This is a genomic window from Actinacidiphila alni, from assembly GCF_900112845.1.
GTDB lineage: Bacteria > Actinomycetota > Actinomycetes > Streptomycetales > Streptomycetaceae > Actinacidiphila > Actinacidiphila alni.
The window spans coordinates 70,985-89,364 of the sequence record NZ_FONG01000025.1 but is presented as its reverse complement, the minus strand read 5'-3'; the positions used below and the strand labels follow the sequence as shown (position 1 = coordinate 89,364).

The window sequence follows — 18,380 nt, the reverse complement described above, 5'->3', positions numbered from 1 at the left end:
CAGAGCGTGAGGGGCACCCCGGGAGGACCGGGGTGCCCCTCACGCTTTCGGGTTAGGCTGGCGACACGTCGCGGCAGGATCGCGACAAGACTGAGAGGCGCGCCGGGAAGTCTGGTCGGCACACGGGACACGTGTGTCCGCAGCCAGACGTACCGCCCAGGAGGTCGCCCCCAGTGACTGAGCAGCCGCGCCGCCGCGCCACCACCGTGCTCGGGCGGCTCCCGCTCCCGGAACGCACCTACGTCCTGGACGCGCTGCGCGCCGAGACCGTCGGCGGCGTCCTGCTCCTGGTGGCCGCCGTGGCCGCGCTGATCTGGGCGAACACACTGCACGACAGCTACGAGAGCGTCAGCCACTTCCACTTCGGCGTCTCCGCGCTCGGCCTGAATCTGTCCGTCGCGCACTGGGCGGCCGACGGCCTGCTCGCCGTCTTCTTCTTCGTCGCCGGTATCGAGCTGAAGCGCGAGCTGGTCGCGGGCGAGCTGCGCGATCCGGCCGCCGCCGCGCTGCCCGTGATCGCCGCCCTGTGCGGAATGGCGGTGCCGGCCGGCGTCTACACCCTGGTCAGCGCCACCGGCGGCGGCTCGCTCCAGGGCTGGGCCGTGCCCACCGCGACCGACATCGCCTTCGCACTCGCCGTCCTCGCCGTCATCGGCACCGGCCTGCCCGCCGCGCTGCGCGCCTTCCTGCTCACCCTCGCCGTCGTCGACGACCTGTTCGCGATCCTGATCATCGCGGTCTTCTTCACCTCCTCGATCGACTTCGCGGCGCTCGGCGGCGCGGCGGCCGGCCTGGCCGTCTTCTGGCTGCTGCTGCGCGCGGGGGTGCGCGGCTGGTACGTGTATGTGCCGCTGGCACTGGTGATCTGGGGCCTGATGTACAACAGCGGCGTGCACGCCACCATCGCGGGCGTCGCCATGGGCCTGATGCTGCGCTGCACCAGGCGCGAGGGTGAGCGCGATTCTCCGGGCGAGCACATCGAGCACCTGGTGCGGCCGGTCTCCGCGGGCCTGGCCGTACCGCTGTTCGCGCTCTTCTCGGCCGGGGTCGCGGTCTCGGGCGGCGCGCTCCGGGACGTCTTCAGCCGGCCCGAGACGCTGGGTGTCCTCCTCGGCCTGGTCGTCGGCAAGGCCCTCGGGGTGTTCGGCGGCACCTGGCTGGCGGCCCGCTTCACCCGCGCCGAACTCAACGCCGACCTCGCATGGCCGGATGTGCTCGCGGTCGCCTCGCTCGCCGGGATCGGCTTCACCGTCTCCCTGCTGATCGGGGAACTCGCCTTCGACGACGACCCGGGACTCGCCGACGAGGTGAAGGCCGCGGTCCTCGTCGGGTCGCTGATCTCCGTCGTCCTGGCGACAATTCTGCTGAAGCTGCGGAACAAAAGATACCGCGCCCTGTGCGCGGAGGAGGAGCGCGACGAGGACGGGGACGGCGTCCCCGACGTGTACGAGCAGGACCTGCCCGCGTACCACCTGCGGATGGCGGAGATCCTTGAGCGAAAGGCCGCAGAACACCGCAGGCTCGCCCGTCTGGCCGGGGGCGACGGCACGGACGACGCGGGCTGAGGCATGATCTGACGGAACGACAACGACATTGACGACGGAGGACGCGATGAGCGCAGCCCACGACGACGAGGGGCGCAGCCTCGGGCAGTTGTTCGCCTCCGCCACGGCGGATGTCTCCGCCCTGGTGCACGACGAGATCGCCCTCGTCAAGGTGGAACTGCGGCAGGACGTGAAGCGGGCGCTGTTCGGCAGCGGCGCGATCGTCGGGGCGCTGGCCCTGGCGCTGTTCGCCGTACCGATGTTCAGCATGGCCGCCGCCTACGGGATCCACGCGCTCGGGATCACCCTGGGGTGGTCGTTCCTCATCGTCGCGGGCGCGTACGTGCTGATCGCCGCGCTGCTCGGGCTGCTCGCGATCGGCCGCTTCAAGAAGGTGAAGAAGCCGGAGCGTTCGATCGAGTCGGCCAAGCAGACCGCGGCGGTGATGAAGAAGGCCAAGCCGCACCCGCGCGAGCTGGAGCCGGGCACCAGCCTGGAGAAGGCCGCCGCCAGGAGCACGTCCAAGGACGCGTCCAAGGGCACCTCCAAGGAGGCCGTCGCCGTACGGGATTCGGCCGTCGGTTCCGCGACCGGTTCGACCAAAGCGTCCGACCTGAAGATGTGACACTCTCTCCACCATGAGGGACTCCGGCGGGTCGGGAAGCGGATCGTCACACGAATCGGGCGGCGGTGCCCGTACGGGCGGCGGGCAGGTGCCGCGCCTCGACGGGCCGTGGACCCACCGCGACGTGGCCGCCAACGGCGCCCGCTTCCACATCGCCGAGATGGGCGACGGCCCGCTCGTCCTGCTGCTGCACGGCTTCCCGCAGTTCTGGTGGACCTGGCGACACCAGCTGCCCGCGCTCGCCGAGGCCGGATTCCGCGCGGTGGCGATGGACCTGCGCGGCGTCGGCGGCAGCGACCGCACCCCACGCGGCTACGACGCGGGCAATCTCGCCCTCGACGTCACCGGCGTGATCCGCTCCCTCGGCGAGCCGGACGCGGCGCTCGTCGGCCACGACCTGGGCGGCTACCTGGCGTGGACGGCCGCGACGATGCGGCCGAAGCTGGTGCGCCGGCTGGCCGTGGAGTCGATGCCGCACCCGCGCCGCTGGCGCAGCGCCATGCTGACCGATCTGCGGCAGAGCCGCTCCGGCGGCTACATCTGGGGCTTCCAGTCGCCGTGGCTGCCGGAACGTCACCTGGTCGCGGACGACGCGGAGATGGTCGGCCGGCTGATCCACGAGTGGTCGGGGCCGCGGCTGCCCGACGACGAGGCCGTGGACGTCTACCGGCGCGCGATGCAGATCCCGTCCACGGCGCATTGCGCGGTCGAGCCGTACCGCTGGATGGTGCGGTCGATGGCGCGGCCGGACGGTATCCAGTTCAACCGCCGGATGAAGCGGCCGATCCGGGTGCCCACCCTGCATCTGCACGGCTCGCTCGACCCGGTGATGCGCAGCCGCAGCGCGGCGGGCAGCGGGGAGTACGTCGAGGCCCCGTACCGCTGGCGGCTCTTCGACGGCCTGGGGCACTTCCCGCACGAGGAGGACCCGGCCGCATTCTCCGCCGAGCTGATCAACTGGCTGAAGGATCCCGAGCCCGACCGCTGAGCCGGACGCACCGCCCTGCACCACCCCCGGCGCCACCCCCCGGCACCACCCCGGGCGCCGCACCCCGCACCTCCCCGCACGGCCGTCACACGGGAGTCATCCGGCGGTCATACGATCTGCATAATGCCGGGCGCATACGCCAACCGAGCGACCGACAGGCGATTACCGACCAAGGGCTGCGGGCACTTAGCTTCGTATGGGTTGGACGCACGACTACCGTGACGTGTCACGCGATCGCCGCAGCACCGCCGCCGCCGTCAACCGCGCGGCACCCCTGGCCGTACTCCCCCCGGGGGAGCGCCAGATCGGAATCCCGCGCATCCTCCGGCGGCGCGCCCGCTGGGTCGGCGCCCGGCTGCGGCACACCAGGGCCGAGTGAGCACCAGGCCGATCGAGTACCGGGCCGAATGAGCACCGGGGACGCGTCCCCGGCCGTACCCCCGGCCGTACGCCTCACAGTGCGCAGTTCTGCGTGTCCACCTGCTGGTCGGCCGCCTTGCCCGCGCTGATGTCGGGGCGGATCTCGTCGGCGGTGAGCGCGTAGCCGGTGTTGGAGTCGTCCAGCGACTTGGCGAACACCACGCCCGCGACCTGCCCGTTCGGGGTGAGCAGCGGCCCGCCGGAGTTGCCCTGGCGGACGGTCGCGTACAGCGAGTAGACGTCGCGGTGGACGGTGCCCCGGTGGTAGATGTCCGGGCCGTTGGCCTCGATACGGCCGCGGACGCGGGCGGCGCGTACGTCGAAGGCGCCGTTCTCGGGGAAGCCGGCCACGATGGCGTCGGCGCGGGACTGTACGTCGCCGCTGGTGAAGTCCAGCGAGGGCGCGTTCAGATGCGGCACGGCCAGCACCGCGATGTCGCGCTGCCAGTCGTAGAGCACCACACGGGCGTCGTAGAGGCGGCCCTTGCCGCCGATCTGCACGGTGGGCTCGGAGACGCCGCCGACGACGTGCGCATTGGTCATCACACGGTCCTTGGCGAAGACGAAGCCGGACCCCTCGAGGACCTTGCCGCAGCCGGACGCGGTGCCGACCACCTTCACGATGCTGCGGCGGGCGTCGGTGACGACGGCGCTGTGCACGAGATTCGGGTCGGGCGCGGGCACCGAGGTGATCGGTTCGCTGCCGAACGGGCCGAAGACCTGCGGCAGCCCGTTCTGCGCCAGGGTGGAACTGAAGTCGGTGAACCAGGTGTCGGCCTCCTGCGGCACCACCCGGGAGACCCCGAGCAGCACCTTGGACGACCGCACCTCGCGGCCTATCGTCGGCAGCGCCGTGGTGGCCAGCGCGCTGCCGATCAGCCAGGCCACCAGCAGCATCGCCAACACATTGACCAGCGCGCCGCCGCCGGCGTCGATGGCCCGGGCCGGTGACCAGGTGATGCGCGTGCGGAGCTTGTTGCCCAGGTGCGTGGTGAACGCCTGCCCGACCGACGCGCACACGATCACGACCACCACGGCGGTGATCACCGCCGCCGAGCCGGGCGAGGCGCTGTCCGTCGCCTTGTCCCAGAACAGCGGCAGCAGATAGATCGCCGCGAGGCCGCCGCCGAGGAAGCCGATCACCGACATGATGCCGACGACGAAGCCCTGCCGGTAGCCGACCACGGCGAACCAGACGGCGGCGAGGATGAGCAGAAAGTCCAGCACGTTCACGGGGACACGGTCTCATGGCCGTCCGCCCCGGCGGCACCGTACGGCCCAGGTGACGGCCGCCACGACCGCGTCCACCACGGCACCGCCGCTATGCCAGCGGGACCTTGCGGTCGTGGTCCCAGGGCTGCTCCCAGCCCGCGAACTGCACGATCTTGTCGATCAGGCCCGCGGTGAAGCCCCAGACGAGCGCGCCCTCGACGAGGAAGGCCGGGCCGAGGAAGCCGCTGGGGTGCGCCAGCGTCGCGCGGTTGGCCGGATCGATGAAATCGGCGAGCGGCACCCGGAAGACCCGGGCGGTCTCCGCCGGGTCGACCACGCCGACCGGCGTCGGCCTGCGCCACCAGCCCACCACCGGGGTCACCACGAAACCGCTGACCGGGATGTAGAGCCGCGGCAGCACACCGAAGACCTGGACGCCCGACGGGTCGAGGCCGGTCTCCTCCTCGGCCTCGCGCAGCGCCGCGCGCACCGGCCCGTCGCCGTCCGGGTCGCCGTCCTCCGGGTCGAGGGCGCCGCCGGGGAAGGAGGACTGGCCGGCGTGCGAGCGCAAGGCGCGCGAGCGCTCGATCAGCAGCAGTTCCGGGCCGCGGTCGCCGTCCCCGAACAGGATCAGGACGGCCGACTGCCGCCCGCCGCCGTCCGGCGGCAGGAAGCGGCTGAGCTGCTCCGGCCGCACCCTGGCGACGGCGTCGGCCACCGGTGTCAGCCAGGACGGCAGCCCGGCGGCACTGATCTCGACCGCGCCGGTCCCGACGCCCCCGGTCCCGACCCCGCCGCCCGTACGGTTCGTACCGTTCGTACCGTTCCCGCTGGATACGGCGCCGGGCTCCGCGCCGGCCGGCCCCGTACCCGCCCCCCGAGCGTGCGTCATGAGGCCGCCAGCGGGGGTGCGGGCTGCCCCGGGTAGTCCGGCGGCGGCTTCAGGCGCTGGCCCGGGGCGCCGCCCTTCTCGTACTTGAGCAGCTTCTCGGCCTTCACCGGGTCCGTCTCGCCCTCGCCGTACGCCGGGCAGAGCGGGGCGATCGGGCAGGCGCCGCAGGCGGGCTTGCGGGCGTGGCAGATGCGGCGGCCGTGGAAGACGACGCGGTGCGAGAGCATCGTCCAGTCCGACGGCGGGAAGAGCCCGGCGACGTCCTCCTCGACCTTCACCGGGTCCTGCGACGTCGTCCAGCCGAAGCGGCGGGCGAGGCGGCCGAAGTGGGTGTCGACGGTGATGCCGGGGACGCCGAAGGCGTTGCCGAGAACGACATTGGCCGTCTTGCGGCCGACCCCGCGCAGCGTCACCAGATCCTCGAGAGTGCCCGGGACCTCGCCGTCGAACTTGTCCCGCAGGTCCGCCGACAGCGCCAGCACCGACTTCGCCTTGGCGCGGAAGAAGCCGGTCGGGCGCAGGATCTCCTCCAGCGCCTCCGGGTCGGCCACCGCCATGTCCTCGGGCGTCGGATACTTCGCGAACAGCGCGGGCGTCGTCTGATTCACCCGCAGGTCGGTGGTCTGCGCGGACAGCACCGTGGCGACCAGCAGCTGGAAGGGGTTCTCGAAGTCCAGCTCGGGGTGCGCGTACGGATACACCTCGGCCAGCTCACGGTTGATCCGCCGTGCCTGCCGCACCAGCCCGGTGTGCGTCTGCGCGACCTTCGCCTTCTTGACCGGCGCCCGCCCGCCGGCCCCGCTCGTACCATTCGTCGCCATGGCGGCAAGCCTACGGGGTGCCGCCGACACCGGGCCGCCGCTTGGGCTCGCGCGTCCGTGGCCCGCTCACGCCCCCGCCACCGTCTCCTCCACTGCCTCCGCCGCCTCCGCCACCATGCGCTCGGAGAGGTCCCACAGGCGGCGGGCGGCGCCCGGGTCGAGGGCGTAGCGGGCCACGCCCTGGAGCGGGGCGCCGCGCCGGTCCAGGACGGCGGCCTCGTTGCAGTCGGCGAAGTAACGGCCGCCGACGCCGTCCAGCAGCGGCGAGGTGGCGACGAGCACGGAGGTGGCGGCGCCCTGCTCGACGGTCTTGATCAATTCGGGCGGTACGGTGCCGCTGCCGCCCGTGTGGCGCTGGAGGTTGGTGTAGATGGCGCCGGGCATCACGGCGTTGGCGGTGATGCCGTCGGCCGCCCAGCGGCGGGTGGCCTCCACCGCGAACAGCACGTTCGCCGTCTTGGACTGGCCGTACGCCAGCCAGGGGTCGTAGCGGCGGAAGCGGAAGTCGACGTCGTCGAGGACGACCGGCGAGAGCATGTGCCCGGTGGAGCTGACCTGCACGATACGGGCGCCGCCCGCCGCCGCCAGCGCGCCGTGCAGCGCGGTGGTGAGGGCGAAGTGGCCGAGGTGGTTGGTGGCGAACTGCAGCTCGTGCCCCTGCGCGGTGTACTGCTCGGGACTGGCCATCACGCCCGCGTTGTTCACCAGCAGGTGCAGCGGGCCGCTCCAGGAGGCGGCGAAGCGGGCGACCGAGCCGGGGTCGGCCAGGTCCAGCGGCGCCACGAGGACGTCCCGGCCGCCGGTGCCCGCGTCGGTGCTCGCGGCGATGTCCTCGGCGACGCGTTTGCCGGCCGCCGTGTCCCGTACGGCCAGCGTGACCGCGGCGCCCGCACCGGCGAGCGCGCGGGCGGTCTCCACGCCGATGCCGGAGGAGCCGCCGGTCACGACGGCGCGGCGGCCGGTGAGGTCGATCCCGGCGACGACCTCGGCGGCGGTGCTGGCGAAGCCGAAGGGGGTGGTGATGAGGGTGCTCATGTGCTGCTTCCTTTGGTGCTTCCTTGCGGAGGTCGCGGAGAGGGCCAACGGCCACGGCCACGGCTACGGCTTGAGGAGCGCGTCCTGCGCGGTCGGCGGTGTGCCGTCGTGCCAGGGCAGGACCTTGCCGAACTGGACCAACTCGCCGTACTGCGCGGCGTCGACGCCCTCGGCGGTCACCAGGTCGAGTACGGCGCTCGCGGCGTCGGCGGGCGACTGGGCGCCGCTGTAGTCGCTGAACCAGGGGCGCGAGGTGGCGGTGTCCACCATGCCGGGGCAGACGGACGCGATCAGGGTGCCGTCGGCCAGGTCCCGCGTACGGCGTTCGGCGGCGACCGCCCGTACGGCGGCGACCTGGGCGACCTTGGAGGGGACGTTCAGCCACAGCGGCCAGCCCGCCTCCTGCGCCGTCCTGTTGTGCACGGCGGTGCGCCAGGACTCCACCGCGTACTCGACCTGGTCGAGGGTGGCGCCGTCGAACAGCGGGTGCAGCCGCGGGTCGAGGTGGCCGAGGGTGCCGAGGCCGCTGGCGACGACCAGCAACCGGCCACTGGGCCGCAGGACCGGGCCGAAGGAGCGCAGCACGGCGTGGGTCGCGCTGTTGGAGACGTCGATGAACTCGTCGGCGCGCTCCGCCTGCGAGTCGTCGGGCAGCACCCTGGCGACGGCGTTGGAGATCACGATGTCGACGCCCCCGTACGTGCCGCGCAGCTCGTCGGCGAGCGCGGCGACGGCGTCGGTGTCGGTGACGTCGAGGACCCGGCCCTCGACCCGGCTCACCGTGCCGGGCAGGCCCGCGACCTCGCGGGCGGCGTCGGTGACGCGCCCCGCGTTGCGGCCGGTGAGCAGGACGAGGTCGTCGGGGCCGAGCCGGGCGGCGAGACCTTCCACCAGGGCGCGGCCGAGACCTTGGTTGGCGCCCGTGACGAGGGCGATGCGTGAAGTGGTCATGCATATGACCGTAGGATCGGGCGATCCATGAGTCCAACGAATCTTCGGCATGGGTAATATGCTGAAACGTCATGGACTTCTCGGACGTCTCCCTCACCGCCCTGCGGGTCTTCCGCGCCGTCGCGGGCGAGGGCACCTTCACCGCCGCCGCGGCCTCGCTCGGCTACACCCAGTCCGCGGTCTCCCGGCAGATCGCCGCGCTGGAGCGCGCGGCGGGCGGACAGCTCCTGGAACGGCGGCGCGAGGGCGTACGGCTGACCCCGGCGGGGCGGGTGGTGCTGCGCCGGGCCGGCGCCGTGCTCGACGAGATCGACGCCGCCGCCCGCGAGCTGTCGGGGCTGCCCGCGGGGACCGCGACCGTACGCCTGGGCTGGCTGCCGTCCGCCGGTGCGGTGCTGCTCCCCCGGGTCCTGGCCGAACTGCGCCGCACCGAACCCGGTATCGAGGTGCTCACCCGCGAAGGGACCACCCCGGTGCTGGCCCGGGCGCTGCGGGCGGGCGCGCTCGACCTGGCGCTGCTGGCGTCGGCGCCGCCCTTCCGCCCGCCGGACGACGAGTCGCCCCCGATGGTGCTGCGCACGCTGACCGAGCGCGCCCTACTGCTGGCCGTCCCGGTGACGCATCCGCTCGCCCGGGGCGACTACGCCGATGTCGCTGACCTGCGCGGGCAGCGCTGGATCGCCGGTTCCACGACGGCCGACACCGGTCTGATGGGGGTGTGGCCCGGCCTCGACGAACGTCCGGAGATCGCCCATGTCGCCCGCGACTGGCTGGCCAAGCTCCGTCTCGTCGCCGCGGGCTGCGGCATCACGACCGTCGCCGCCTCGCTCGCCTCGGCCGCGCCCGAGGGCGTCCGCGTCCTGCCCGTCCGCGGCGGTCCCCAGGAGCTGCGCCGCCTGCTGCTGGCCCGCATGCCGGGTCCGCCCGCCGAGCCGGTCACCCGCGTCGCCGCCGCCGTCCGCGCGGCAGCGGTCGCCCTGGACGCGGAAACGCCCTGAGGGGCGGTCAGGGACGGGCCTGGTGGCGGATCGCGCCTACGGCGCGGTGTACATACGGGCCGGCGCTTCCGGGCGGCCGTACGACCGGGCTCGGCGTACGGCGTCGGCTCGGCGGCCCGGGTCAGGGACGGAGCCTGCCGTCCCCGGCCTCGGTACCGGTCACGGCTTCCGTCTCCGGCGCGGACCCGGCAGCGCTCCCGCCGGACCCGGCACCGTACGACGTACCGGCGGCGTACGACGTACCGGCGGCGTACGACGTACTGGCGGCGTACGAGCCCGTGACGACGCGGGACGCGTCCGCGGTACGGGCCGTGCCGCCGCGGCCGGTGAAGCCGCGGCCGACGACCGGGCCGGGCGGCAGGACGGCCAGTTCGTGCAGGAGTTGGCGCAGCCGCAGCAGCGGGCGGGTGACCGGCGGCAGCACGGTGCCCGCGGCGGGGAGCCGGGTCAGCAGCGCCGCGTCGGCGGTACGCAGGGCGCGGGCGACCTCGGGGGCAGGGCGGCCCTGTGGGACCGGGGCCAGCGCCAGCGCGGTCGCCGCGTGGCCGAGCGCGCGGCTGGCCTCCGCCAGGTGCGGCGCGGGCGCGAGGCCGGGCGAGCGGCGCGGGCCGAGCGCCAGGGCCCTGGTCTGCCGGGTGACGGCCGCGTAGAGGGTGAGCCGGTGCCGTACGAGGCGGGGGTCGTTGCCCCACACCAGGGGGCGGGTCAGCGGGCGGGCCACGAGGGCGAGTTGCTGGAGCCGGTGGTCGACGACGCGCGCCAGGGCGTCGAGGTCGGGGGCGGCGCCGTCCTGCCCGGCGGCCGGGGCGGGCCCGGTGCCGTCGTGCTCCAGGCGGGCGGCAGCGGCGTGCAACAGCTCGCCCAGGGCGGCGAAGTAACTGCCGCGTGCGGTGTTGACGGTGTCGCGGGTGCTGGTCGGCAGGACGACGAGGGCGACGCCGATGCCTATCGCGGCCCCTATGGCGGTCTCCTCCAGGCGCAGCATCAGCAGGCCGGCGGAGAATTCGTGGAGCTGGGTGTAGAGCTGCGACACCATGATCGTGACGAAGAAGATCATGGCGGCGTAGGAGAGACTGACCAGGTAGAAGCCGCAGGACATGCTCAGCACGATGACCGTGATCACCCACAGGGTGTGACCCGCGGTCAGGTGCGCGAGGCCGATACCGGCGCCCAGGCCGAGCAGGGTGCCGACGACGCGGTTGGCCGCCTTGATGAAGGTCTCCGAGCGGGTGGCGGTGCCGGTGAAGGCGATGAAGGCGGCGATCACCGCCCAGTAGTAACGGGCTTCGGACAGTTCGCGGCCGGCCACGATCGCCAGGGTGCCCGCGACGGCCACCTGGATCGCCTGCCGCGTGGTCAGCGACAGACCGCTCAGGCGCCGCCAGGCGCCGCGCGCCGACACCCCGCCCGCGACCGCCGCGGAGCCGGGCAGCCCGCCCATGGCGAGCGTGACGGCGGGCGCGAAGTCGGCGTCGCCGTCCGGCTCCAGGACCGGGTCCGGGCTCGGGTCCGGGTTCGGGTTCGGCTCCCCCGCGAATCCGTCACCTTGTGCGGCCTTGGCGGCGGCACCCTTACCGCCCTCCTTGTGCGTGATTTCGTCAACCGCGCCTTGACCCGTGTCCGCGTCGCGGCGGATCTCCCGGACCAGGACGGTGAACTCCCAGGCGGCGGTGGCCAGGTGATAGGCGAAGCAATCCGTGTCGGGTTCCGCGGGACCCGCCAAGGTGACGGCCCGGCCGTCGGAAGCGTCGCCGCCGTCCGGACCCGCGAGCCCCAGCAGATAGCGCGACCGCCGCTCGGCCGCCGCGTATTCGCTGCGCGCCAGGTGCGCGGCGATGGCCGCCGCCTCCGGCGCGAGCCGGCCGCCGGTGCCCGCCAGCGCGTCGGCGGCGGCCGCGACGGCGTCCACGGCCAGATGCGCGTCCAGCGTCCTGCGCCGCACCTCGGCGGCGGACCGGCCGGGCGGCAGGGTGCCGGGGTGTGCCGACCAGCCCTCGATGACCAGGGCCGTCTCGGCCAGCCGCAGCTGGCGGGAGTGCAGTTCGCGGCGCAGCCGCGCCAGCCGCCGCACGTCGTGCGGATCGGTCTCCAGCAGGTCGGCGCAGACCCTGGCCACCGCCCTGGCGCGGGCGCCGAAGGCGCGCCGGACGCGGGCCAGCGTGCGCTGCGGGTGGGCGCGCAGCACCGTGGTGGTCAGCAGCAGCACCCAGCCGGTGGCGATCGCGACGGCGACGATCAGGTCGGGGAGCTGGGAGAGCGTGGCATTGAGGAATGCCGCGAAGAAGTAGCCCATCCAGATCATGAAGCCGTAGAAGAAGTACGGCAGTCCGAAGCGGCGGATGTAGACCGCGACGAACATGACGGCGACGAACACCGCCAGCATCGCGTCCGTGTGCCCGGCGACGGCGACGCCGACGAGCATCCCGCTCCCGATCGCGACCGGGAAGAAGACGGCGGTGCGGATCTTCGGCAGCACCTGGGTGCCGTCCAGCGCCATCGAGCCCATCATCGCCATCACGGTGCCCAGCAGCATGCCGACGAGGGTGCCCTGCGCGCCCAGATGCGTGGCGCGGCCGTAGCCGTACTCCAGGGCCAGCGTGGTGCTCATGGCGACGGCGGCGCTGGACGCCTGACGGAGTCTTTGCAGGCCCGGGTCCGATCCGACGATACGGTCCCGGACCTCGCGCAACCGGCCGCTCGACCCCACCATGTCCCCCGCCCACCCGGCCTTTCCATACATCGGTATGATGCCGATATTAACACGTGCATCGTACCGATATCTGGAGTCAGCCGTGGACGCGACCTCTGCCGCGCTCGATGTGATCGAGCACCAGGCCGCCGTGCTCGTCAGGAATTTCGAGCTGCTGTACCGGCGCACCGACATCCACGACGATCTGGACCGGGCGGAGTATCTGCTGCTGCGCACCCTGGCCGAGTCGGGGCCGCAGGACATCAATTCGCTGGCCGCCGCCCTCGGTCTTGACCCGTCCACGGCGGGCCGGCAGGTCGCCGCGCTCCAGGGCCTCGGCCTGGTCGCCCGCTCCCCCGCCCCCACCGACCGGCGGCGCAGCATCATCACGCCGACCGGTGAGGGCCTGCGGCGGATGGAAGAGGTGCGCGTCCGGCGCGCGGAGAGCCTGGCCGGGCTGCTGGAGGGCTGGAGCGAGGAGGAACGGCACACGCTGGGCGTGATGTTCACCAAGTACAACCGGTCGGTGGCCGAGCGCTTCCTGACCGCGGCGCCCGCACCCGAGCCGGCCGGAGCCCGATGACCCGGTAACTCGGTAACCCGATAACCCGGCAATTCGGCGACGGGGAGATTTCATACGGGGTCCGTACGGCCGTACGCGGGAGGCTCGCTCCGACGCGACAGCGGCTATGTTGTTCGCTCATAGCGGAATCCGGCTCCACGGCCACCCATTCGGCCGTTCCTGAGCCGTTTCCGCACCCCGAACAGACCACCGATCGGACCCCCGGAGCACGGCTACGGGCCTGGATAAGACATCCTTGTGATTGATCGCACTGTTTGAGACGTCATGCATCATGGGGACATCCCAGCGATGTCGACAAGGAGAGAGCTCGTGGACGACGTTCTGCGCCGTGCCCCGCTTTTCGCGGCGCTCGACGACGAGCAGGCCGCTGAACTGCGCGCCTCCATGACGGAGGTCACGCTCGCGCGTGGCGACTCGCTGTTCCACGAGGGTGACCCCGGGGACCGGCTGTACGTCGTCACCGAAGGCAAGGTCAAGCTGCACCGCACCTCGCCCGACGGCCGGGAGAACATGCTGGCCGTCGTCGGCCCCGGCGAACTGATCGGTGAGCTGTCGCTCTTCGACCCCGGACCGCGTACCGCCACCGCCACCGCGCTGACCGAGCTGAAGCTGCTCGGGCTGGGCCACGGCGACCTCCAGCCCTGGCTGAACGTCCGGCCCGAGGTCTCCACCGCGCTGCTGCGCGCCGTCGCGCGCCGCCTGCGCCGCACCAACGACGTCATGTCCGACCTGGTCTTCTCCGACGTGCCCGGCCGCGTCGCCAAGGCCCTGCTCGACCTCTCGCGGCGCTTCGGCGTGCAGTCGGAGGAGGGCATCCATGTGGTGCACGACCTGACGCAGGAAGAGCTGGCGCAGCTCGTCGGCGCCTCCCGCGAGACGGTCAACAAGGCCCTCGCGGACTTCGCCGGGCGCGGCTGGCTCCGGCTGGAGGCCCGCGCGGTGATCCTGCTGGACGTGGAGCGGCTGGCCAAGCGCTCCCGCTGACCCGCGGCCGTACCGCCGCACTCCGGCACGCGCCGCACACCGCTTCGAAGGCCCCCGCCCGGCACCGTCCGGGCGGGGGCCTTCGCGTTCTCCGGCCGTAGGTCCGCCCTGCCCCGGGCGGCGCCGCTTACCAGGCCAGCTGGGCGATCTCGTCCGCCACGGCCGCGCAGGCCGCCGTCGAGGGGTCGATCAGCGGGAAGTGCCCGGTGCCGGGCAGCCACGCGGCCACGACCTCCTCCCCCGCGACCGCCGACGCACGCGCGAAAGCCTCGCTGACCTGCGGCGGAACCACATTGTCAGTGGTGCCGTGCACGATGGTCGTGGCGATTCCGGTGGGCAGCAGCGCGGCGGGGTCGGCGTCCGGCAGGCGTGCCGTCAGTTCGTCGGCGCCGCCCAGCAGGTCGACGACCGCGCCCGAGCAGACACCCAGCCGGATCGCCGAGGCGAAATCGGCGATCGGGGCGAGAGCCACGACGCCGCGCACGGGGGAAGGAGTGGCGCGATGCCAGGGGGATTCCGGGGACAGGACATGACGGGCGGCGGCCCACAGCGCGAGATGACCACCCGCGCTGTGGCCGGTCAGCACGGTGCGGCGGGGGTCGACGGCCTCGGCGCCCAGCGCCGTCACGGCGAGCGCGGGCAGGGCGTCGACGGCGGCGGCCACGTCGTCGAAGGTCTCGGGCCACCGCCCGGCCGGTGGCAGCGGCTCCGCCTGGGCGGGTGCGGCGGCGTCGTGCGCCGGCTCGGACGGCTGCTGCGGGAGGCGGTCCCGCGGGTCCCGCGGGCCGTCCGCCGTGCCGGGGGCGGGGCCGCGGCGGTATTCGACGGAGGCGACGGCGTAGCCGTGCGTGGCCAGGTGCGCCGCGAGCGGCGAGACATGGGTCCGGTCGTGGGCGGCGCGCCAGGCGCCGCCGTGGAAGAGCACGACCAGCGGCGCCGGCCGGCCGGCGGGGGCGCCGGGCGCGGGGGCGGGCCGGTAGAAGTCGATCAGCTGGTCGGGGTGGTCGCCGTAGGACGCCGTGGCGTCCGGCGGCACCGGAGCGTGGCCGAACGCCGACGCCTCCTCGGCCGCCGCCCGTCGCCCGGGGGCGGCATCGGCTGCGGGCGGGGACGTGGAGGGGTCGGCAGCGGACATCGGTTAAGCGGTCCCTTCGGAGGCGTCGAGCGATTCGGATTCCCGCGGTACGGCTTCCTGCGGTACGGATTCCTGGGGTACGGCTTCCCGCCGTACGGAGGACGACGGTACGTCCACGGGTGCGGCGGCCTGGGCGCGCGGCAGGGCGGAGGCACCGTCGCCCAAGCCCGCGGGATCCGCGCCGGAGGCGCCCGCGCCGAGGACATCGGCCAGCACACGCACGGCGCGCAGGGCGTCCGCGTAACGGGTGTAGAGCGGGGTGAAGCCGAAGCGCAGCACGTCGGGCCGACGGTAGTCGCCGACGATGCCGCGAGCCGTCAGTTCGCGCATCACCTCGCCCGCCCCCGCGCAGCGCAGCGAGACCTGGCTGCCGCGCTCCTGGTGGGCGGCCGGGGTGACCGACTCGGCCCGCCCCGGCGGCAGCAGCGCGGCCACGCAGTCCAGGAAGAAGTCGGTCAGCGCCAGGCTCTTGGCCCGCACATCGGCGACGGCTACGCCGTCCCAGACGTCGAGGGCAGCGTCCAGCGCGAGCAGCGAGAGGATCTCGGGGGTGCCGACACGCCCGCGCGGGGCGCCGTCCGCCGGCGCGTAGTCCGGCGCCATGCCGAATGGGTCGGCGTGCGAATTCCAGCCCGGCAGCGGCGAGTCGAAGCGCGGCTGGAGTTCGCGCCGCACATAGAGGTACGCGGGCGCGCCCGGTCCGCCGTTGAGGTACTTGTACGTGCAGCCGACCGCGAGGTCCACGCCGGCCGCGTCCAGGCCGACGGGCAGCGCGCCCGCGCTGTGGCACAGGTCCCAGACGGCGAGGGCGCCCGCGGCGTGCAGCGCGGCGGTGACGGCGGGCAGGTCGTGCAGCCGTCCGGTGCGGTAGTCGACGTGGTTGACCAGCGCCACCGCCGTCCGTTCACCGGCCGCCTCGGCGATGCCGGCGGCCGGGACGGCGCGGACGGTGTGGCCGGTCAGCCGGGCGGCGGAGGCGGCGATGTAGCCGTCGGTGGGGAAGGTGGCCGCGTCCACCAGGATCTCGGTGCGGTCGGCGGGTGCCATCCGCACGGCGGCGACCAGGGCCTTGAAGACGTTCACGCTGGTCGAGTCGCCGACCACGATCTGTCCGGGCGCGGCGCCCACCAGCGGGGCGATCCGGTCGCCGATCCGTTCCGGCGCCGTCCACCAGCCGCTCTCGTCCCAGGAGCGGATGCGCAGTTCGCCCCACTCGCGGGTGACGACGTCGGCCAGCCGGGGCAGCACGCCCGCGGACAGCGCGCCGAGCGAATTGCCGTCCAGGTAGACGGCGTCGTCGAGCACGAAGCGGTCGCGGACGGCGGCCAGCGGGTCGGCCGCGTCCAGCGCGGCGGCGCGGGCGGCGAGGTCGTCCGCGGCGGCCGGGGTCCCGGGATCCGGCGTCCCGGAATCCGGCTGGGCCCGCGCGGTCCGCGCGGAAGTCGGCTCAGACATGGCTGCGGGCCGTCCACAGCTCGGGAAAGACGTTCTTCGTGGCCCGCTTCTCCAGCCAGGCCACCCCCGCGGAGCCGCCGGTGCCGGCCTTGGCGCCCATCGCGCGGCGGGTGGCGACGAGATGGTCGTTGCGCCAGCGCCAGACGAGTTCGGCGACGTCCGTGAGGGCCTCGCCGAGGCGGATCAGGTCCGAGTCCTGGTCGGCGTCGGCGTAGACGTGCTGCCAGGCGCTCTCGACCTCCGGGTGCGGCTCGTAACGCAGCGCCGGGTCGCGGTCCAGCACCTCGTCGGGCACCGCGTAGCCGCGGCGGGAGAGCAGCCGCAGCACCTCGTCGTAGAGGCTGGGCTCGGTGAGCGCCTTCTCCAGCTCGGCGTGCGCGCCGGGCGTGCCGCGGTGCGGCACGAGCATGGAGGCGGATTTGTCGCCGAGCAGGAATTCCAGCCGCCGGTACATCGCCGACTGGAAGCCGGAGCCCTCGCCGAGGGCGGACCGGTAGGCGTTGAACTGGGCGGGGGTGAGGTGCGCGATCGGCTTCCAGGACGCGTTCAGCGACTCCAGCTCTGGCAGGCTGCGCCGGAGCGCCGCCATCGCCGTGGGCAGGTCGTCCTCGCGGAGCGCGGCCGCCGCCGTGGTCCATTCGTGGACCAGCAGGGTGAACCACAGCTCCATCACCTGTGTGGTGACCAGGAAGGCCATTTCGCCGGGCTCGTCGGACAACGGGTGCTGCAAGTGGGTCAGGACGGACGCCTGGACGTAGTCCTCGTACGGTGTGCTGCCCTCGAACGAGAGGTTCGGGGTCGCCGCCTCTTCGGTCGGTGCGTCGGACATGGTGTTACCTCCAGAAGGGACCCGGGGTCACCGGGCTACGCCGCGATCATCTGCGGTGCGGCCGGATCCGGCAAGGCCCGAAGGAGGTGACACGCGGCTGCTGTCGGCGGCCGTCGGGAGCCGCCGTCCCGTCCGGCGCGGGTCAGGCGACGTGCGGGCCGCCGACGTACCTGCCCCGTCCGTCGTAGGGCCATTCGTTGGCCTTGCAGCCGTTGAGGCCCTTGATCTGCTGCATCATCACGGGGGCGAACCGGCCGGGACCGGGGCACGCCTCGTGGCCGTGACCGATGCGGTGGCCGACCTCGTGGTTGATGATCAGGGCGCGGTAGCCCTCGATCGGGCCCGTGAATTCCGGCGAGCCGAGCATCCAGCGCTTGAGGTTGACGACGACGGTGGAGCCGACGTCGCAGTTGACCTCGCCGCGGGTGAGCAGTCCCGCGGCGCCGCAGATGGCGTCGACGGTGTTCGGGGTGGCGATCTTGACCACGAAGTCGGCGCGGCCGGAGGAAACGAGCTGGAAGCCGTCGTGCCCGTCCGCGGTCCAGCCGCGCGGGTCGGCGAGGATGTCGGCGATCTCGTGGGCGGCGTCGCTCGCGGACAGGTCGATACCGCCCTCGACCTCGACCTTGTAGCGGCGGATCGTGCCGTGCCCGGACGCCTTGCCGTTGGCGTCGGCGGTGCTGAAGCGGCCGGAGCCGGAGACCGGGACCGAGGCCGGGGCCGCCTTGTGGGTCGTGGTCGGCGTCGCGGTGGGTGTCGCGGTGGGTGTGCGGTGCGGGGTGGACGGCGAGGCGGGCGGGGTGGTGCCCGCCGGGTCGCCGCTGCCGTCGCCGCTGCCCTTGCCGTCACCTTTGCCGTCGCTCGTACCGTCGGCACCGGCGCCATTGCGGTCGCCCGCGGGGCCGGTGCTCGCGGTGAGGCCGTGGTCGATGGCGGCGGCGGAGTCGGCGTTCCTGCCGTGCTGCCAGGCGGCGAGGCCGACTCCCGCGGTGACCATGATCAGCGTGACGGCCATGACCGGTACGGCGAAGGCCGCACGCCTCTTCGCCCGGCGTCGGCCCTGCTGACGGCGTCGCTGTGCCAAGACTCCCCCTGCGCCTGTGCAGCGATCACCGGGACCCGGCCCCCCGGCCGGTCGCGCCCGTGCTGCGTGTGAACAACACGGAGCAGAATCGCACACCAGTACGGGAGCAGGAACGGTGGGCCGCCGTTGTGGCAG

The 18,380-nt window shown here is 73.5% G+C and carries 17 protein-coding genes; 7 read left to right on the top strand and 10 right to left on the bottom strand.

Annotation, left to right across the window (positions count from 1 at the left end; genetic code table 11):
• The first annotated feature begins 173 nt into the window (after window positions 1–173).
• The 4 genes from nhaA (at window position 174) to BM076_RS30875 (ending at window position 3,536) form a co-directional block, all read left to right on the top strand.
• Window positions 174–1,565: a Na+/H+ antiporter NhaA gene (gene nhaA / locus BM076_RS30890; protein WP_093717043.1), complete on the top strand. Its 1,392-nt coding sequence runs from the start codon at window positions 174–176 to the stop codon at window positions 1,563–1,565.
• 46 nt (window positions 1,566–1,611) lie between these two features.
• Window positions 1,612–2,169, top strand: coding sequence for a phage holin family protein (locus BM076_RS30885; protein WP_093717042.1), 558 nt, complete (start codon window positions 1,612–1,614; stop codon window positions 2,167–2,169).
• 13 nt (window positions 2,170–2,182) lie between these two features.
• Window positions 2,183–3,157 carry an alpha/beta fold hydrolase gene (locus BM076_RS30880; RefSeq protein ID WP_093717041.1) on the top strand — a complete coding sequence of 325 codons (975 nt, stop codon included), beginning with the start codon at window positions 2,183–2,185 and terminating at the stop codon, window positions 3,155–3,157.
• A 196-nt stretch (window positions 3,158–3,353) separates the two neighbouring features.
• A complete protein-coding gene (locus BM076_RS30875; protein WP_093717040.1) occupies window positions 3,354–3,536 on the top strand; it encodes a hypothetical protein in 183 nt (60 codons plus the stop codon).
• Window positions 3,537–3,610: 74 nt separating this feature from the next.
• On the opposite strand, the gene BM076_RS30870 is transcribed toward BM076_RS30875, so the two are convergent.
• The 5 genes from BM076_RS30870 to BM076_RS30850 all read right to left on the bottom strand — a co-directional run bounded on the left by BM076_RS30870 (window position 3,611) and on the right by BM076_RS30850 (window position 8,488).
• On the bottom strand, window positions 3,611–4,810 hold the full coding sequence (locus BM076_RS30870; RefSeq protein WP_093717039.1) for a MarP family serine protease: 1,200 nt from the start codon (window positions 4,808–4,810) through the stop codon (window positions 3,611–3,613).
• Between the two features lie 88 nt (window positions 4,811–4,898).
• Entirely contained in the window at window positions 4,899–5,681 is a 783-nt protein-coding gene (locus BM076_RS30865; protein ID WP_093717038.1) for an NUDIX hydrolase, read from the bottom strand.
• A complete protein-coding gene (gene nth / locus BM076_RS30860; RefSeq protein WP_093717037.1) occupies window positions 5,678–6,502 on the bottom strand; it encodes an endonuclease III in 825 nt (274 codons plus the stop codon). Before nth ends, BM076_RS30865 begins: the two co-directional genes overlap by 4 nt.
• Before the next feature lie 66 nt (window positions 6,503–6,568).
• A complete protein-coding gene (locus BM076_RS30855; RefSeq protein ID WP_093717036.1) occupies window positions 6,569–7,537 on the bottom strand; it encodes an SDR family NAD(P)-dependent oxidoreductase in 969 nt (322 codons plus the stop codon).
• A 63-nt stretch (window positions 7,538–7,600) separates the two neighbouring features.
• Window positions 7,601–8,488, bottom strand: a complete 888-nt coding sequence (locus tag BM076_RS30850; RefSeq protein ID WP_093717035.1) for an SDR family NAD(P)-dependent oxidoreductase — start codon at window positions 8,486–8,488, stop codon at window positions 7,601–7,603.
• A 71-nt stretch (window positions 8,489–8,559) separates the two neighbouring features.
• Here BM076_RS30850 and BM076_RS30845 point away from each other — a divergent pair, with 71 nt between their 5' ends.
• Window positions 8,560–9,486, top strand: a complete 927-nt coding sequence (locus BM076_RS30845) for a LysR family transcriptional regulator (protein WP_093717034.1) — start codon at window positions 8,560–8,562, stop codon at window positions 9,484–9,486.
• A gap of 121 nt (window positions 9,487–9,607) precedes the next feature.
• On the opposite strand, the gene BM076_RS37110 is transcribed toward BM076_RS30845, so the two are convergent.
• A complete protein-coding gene (locus tag BM076_RS37110) occupies window positions 9,608–12,196 on the bottom strand; it encodes an FUSC family protein (protein WP_245796552.1) in 2,589 nt (862 codons plus the stop codon).
• A gap of 82 nt (window positions 12,197–12,278) precedes the next feature.
• Between BM076_RS37110 and BM076_RS30835 the strand changes: the two genes are divergently transcribed.
• Together BM076_RS30835 and BM076_RS30830 are read left to right on the top strand one after the other, a co-directional pair.
• A complete protein-coding gene (locus BM076_RS30835; RefSeq protein ID WP_245796550.1) occupies window positions 12,279–12,758 on the top strand; it encodes a MarR family winged helix-turn-helix transcriptional regulator in 480 nt (159 codons plus the stop codon).
• Between the two features lie 309 nt (window positions 12,759–13,067).
• Window positions 13,068–13,742 carry a Crp/Fnr family transcriptional regulator gene (locus tag BM076_RS30830; protein ID WP_033174884.1) on the top strand — a complete coding sequence of 225 codons (675 nt, stop codon included), beginning with the start codon at window positions 13,068–13,070 and terminating at the stop codon, window positions 13,740–13,742.
• A gap of 127 nt (window positions 13,743–13,869) precedes the next feature.
• On the opposite strand, the gene BM076_RS30825 is transcribed toward BM076_RS30830, so the two are convergent.
• The 4 genes from BM076_RS30825 to BM076_RS30810 all read right to left on the bottom strand — a co-directional run bounded on the left by BM076_RS30825 (window position 13,870) and on the right by BM076_RS30810 (window position 18,176).
• Window positions 13,870–14,877 carry an alpha/beta hydrolase family protein gene (locus tag BM076_RS30825; RefSeq protein WP_093717033.1) on the bottom strand — a complete coding sequence of 336 codons (1,008 nt, stop codon included), beginning with the start codon at window positions 14,875–14,877 and terminating at the stop codon, window positions 13,870–13,872.
• 3 nt (window positions 14,878–14,880) lie between these two features.
• Window positions 14,881–16,332, bottom strand: a complete 1,452-nt coding sequence (kynU, locus tag BM076_RS30820) for a kynureninase (RefSeq protein ID WP_245796549.1) — start codon at window positions 16,330–16,332, stop codon at window positions 14,881–14,883.
• Entirely contained in the window at window positions 16,325–17,161 is an 837-nt protein-coding gene (locus tag BM076_RS30815; RefSeq protein ID WP_093717032.1) for a tryptophan 2,3-dioxygenase family protein, read from the bottom strand. Before BM076_RS30815 ends, kynU begins: the two co-directional genes overlap by 8 nt.
• Window positions 17,162–17,303: 142 nt before the next feature.
• Window positions 17,304–18,176, bottom strand: coding sequence for a DUF3152 domain-containing protein (locus tag BM076_RS30810; RefSeq protein ID WP_093717031.1), 873 nt, complete (start codon window positions 18,174–18,176; stop codon window positions 17,304–17,306).
• Window positions 18,177–18,380 lie beyond the last annotated feature (204 nt).